Annotated in this window: 1 protein-coding gene; it reads right to left on the bottom strand. The window is 55.3% G+C overall.

Going from position 1 to position 923, the window contains the following annotated elements:
- On the bottom strand, positions 1–923 hold a 923-nt coding region (gene gnd / locus RSX24_RS32215; protein WP_343262910.1), incomplete at both ends, for an NADP-dependent phosphogluconate dehydrogenase.

Raw genomic sequence — 923 nt, 5'->3', positions numbered from 1 at the left:
GCTTTGCGCACGCTCTCGATGAACGCAGCTTTGTCGCCTGTGAAGGCGGACGCGGACGGGCCGTTCAGGATTTTGCTTGCCGCTACGCGCTCGTCCTTCATGGCAGACAAGAAGCGCGAGAATACGGATTCCGTAATCATGGACAGCGGTACGCCCAGATCCAGCGCGCTTTGGCTTGTCCATTTGCCCGTTCCTTTTTGTCCGGCAGCATCCAGGATGACGTCGACCATCGGTTTGCCGGTTTCCGGATCGTATTTGGAGAAGATGTCGGCCGTAATCTCGATCAGGTAGCTGTCGAGTTCGCCTTTGTTCCACTCCGTAAAGATTTCATGCAGCTCTTCGACCGAGACGTTCAGCACGGATTTGAGCAGGTGGTAGGCCTCACCGATCAACTGCATATCTCCGTACTCGATGCCGTTGTGCACCATTTTCACATAATGTCCGGCACCGTCTGGTCCGATGTATGTACAGCAAGGATCGTCGCCTACTTTGGCGGAAATCGCCGTCAGGATCGGTTCGACGAGTTTGTAGGCACTTTCCTGTCCGCCCGGCATGATTGCAGGGCCTTTCAGCGCGCCTTCTTCACCGCCGGATACGCCTGTGCCGATGAAGCGAATGCCTTTGTCTTCCAGCTCTTTGCTGCGGCGCTGCGTGTCAGGGAAGTAGGCATTTCCGCCATCGATGATGATGTCGCCTTCGTCCAGATGAGGCAGCAGCTGTTCGATCGTTGCGTCCGTTGCGCTGCCCGCTTGAACCATGATCAAAATTTTGCGCGGGGATTCCAGGGATGCCACGAACTCTTCGATGGAGAACGTGCCTGTCAGGTTTTTGCCTTCCGCTTCTTTCAAGAGGTCATGCGTTTTCTCCGGGGAACGGTTGAATACCGACACCGTAAAGCCTCTGCTTTCAATGTTAAGGGCCAA

The sequence above is a fragment of the Paenibacillus hubeiensis genome (genome assembly GCF_032334105.1).
Classification (GTDB): Bacteria; Bacillota; Bacilli; order Paenibacillales; family Paenibacillaceae; genus Paenibacillus; species Paenibacillus hubeiensis.
Note: the sequence above shows the minus strand (reverse complement) of the source record. Positions and strands in the feature narration are given on the sequence as shown.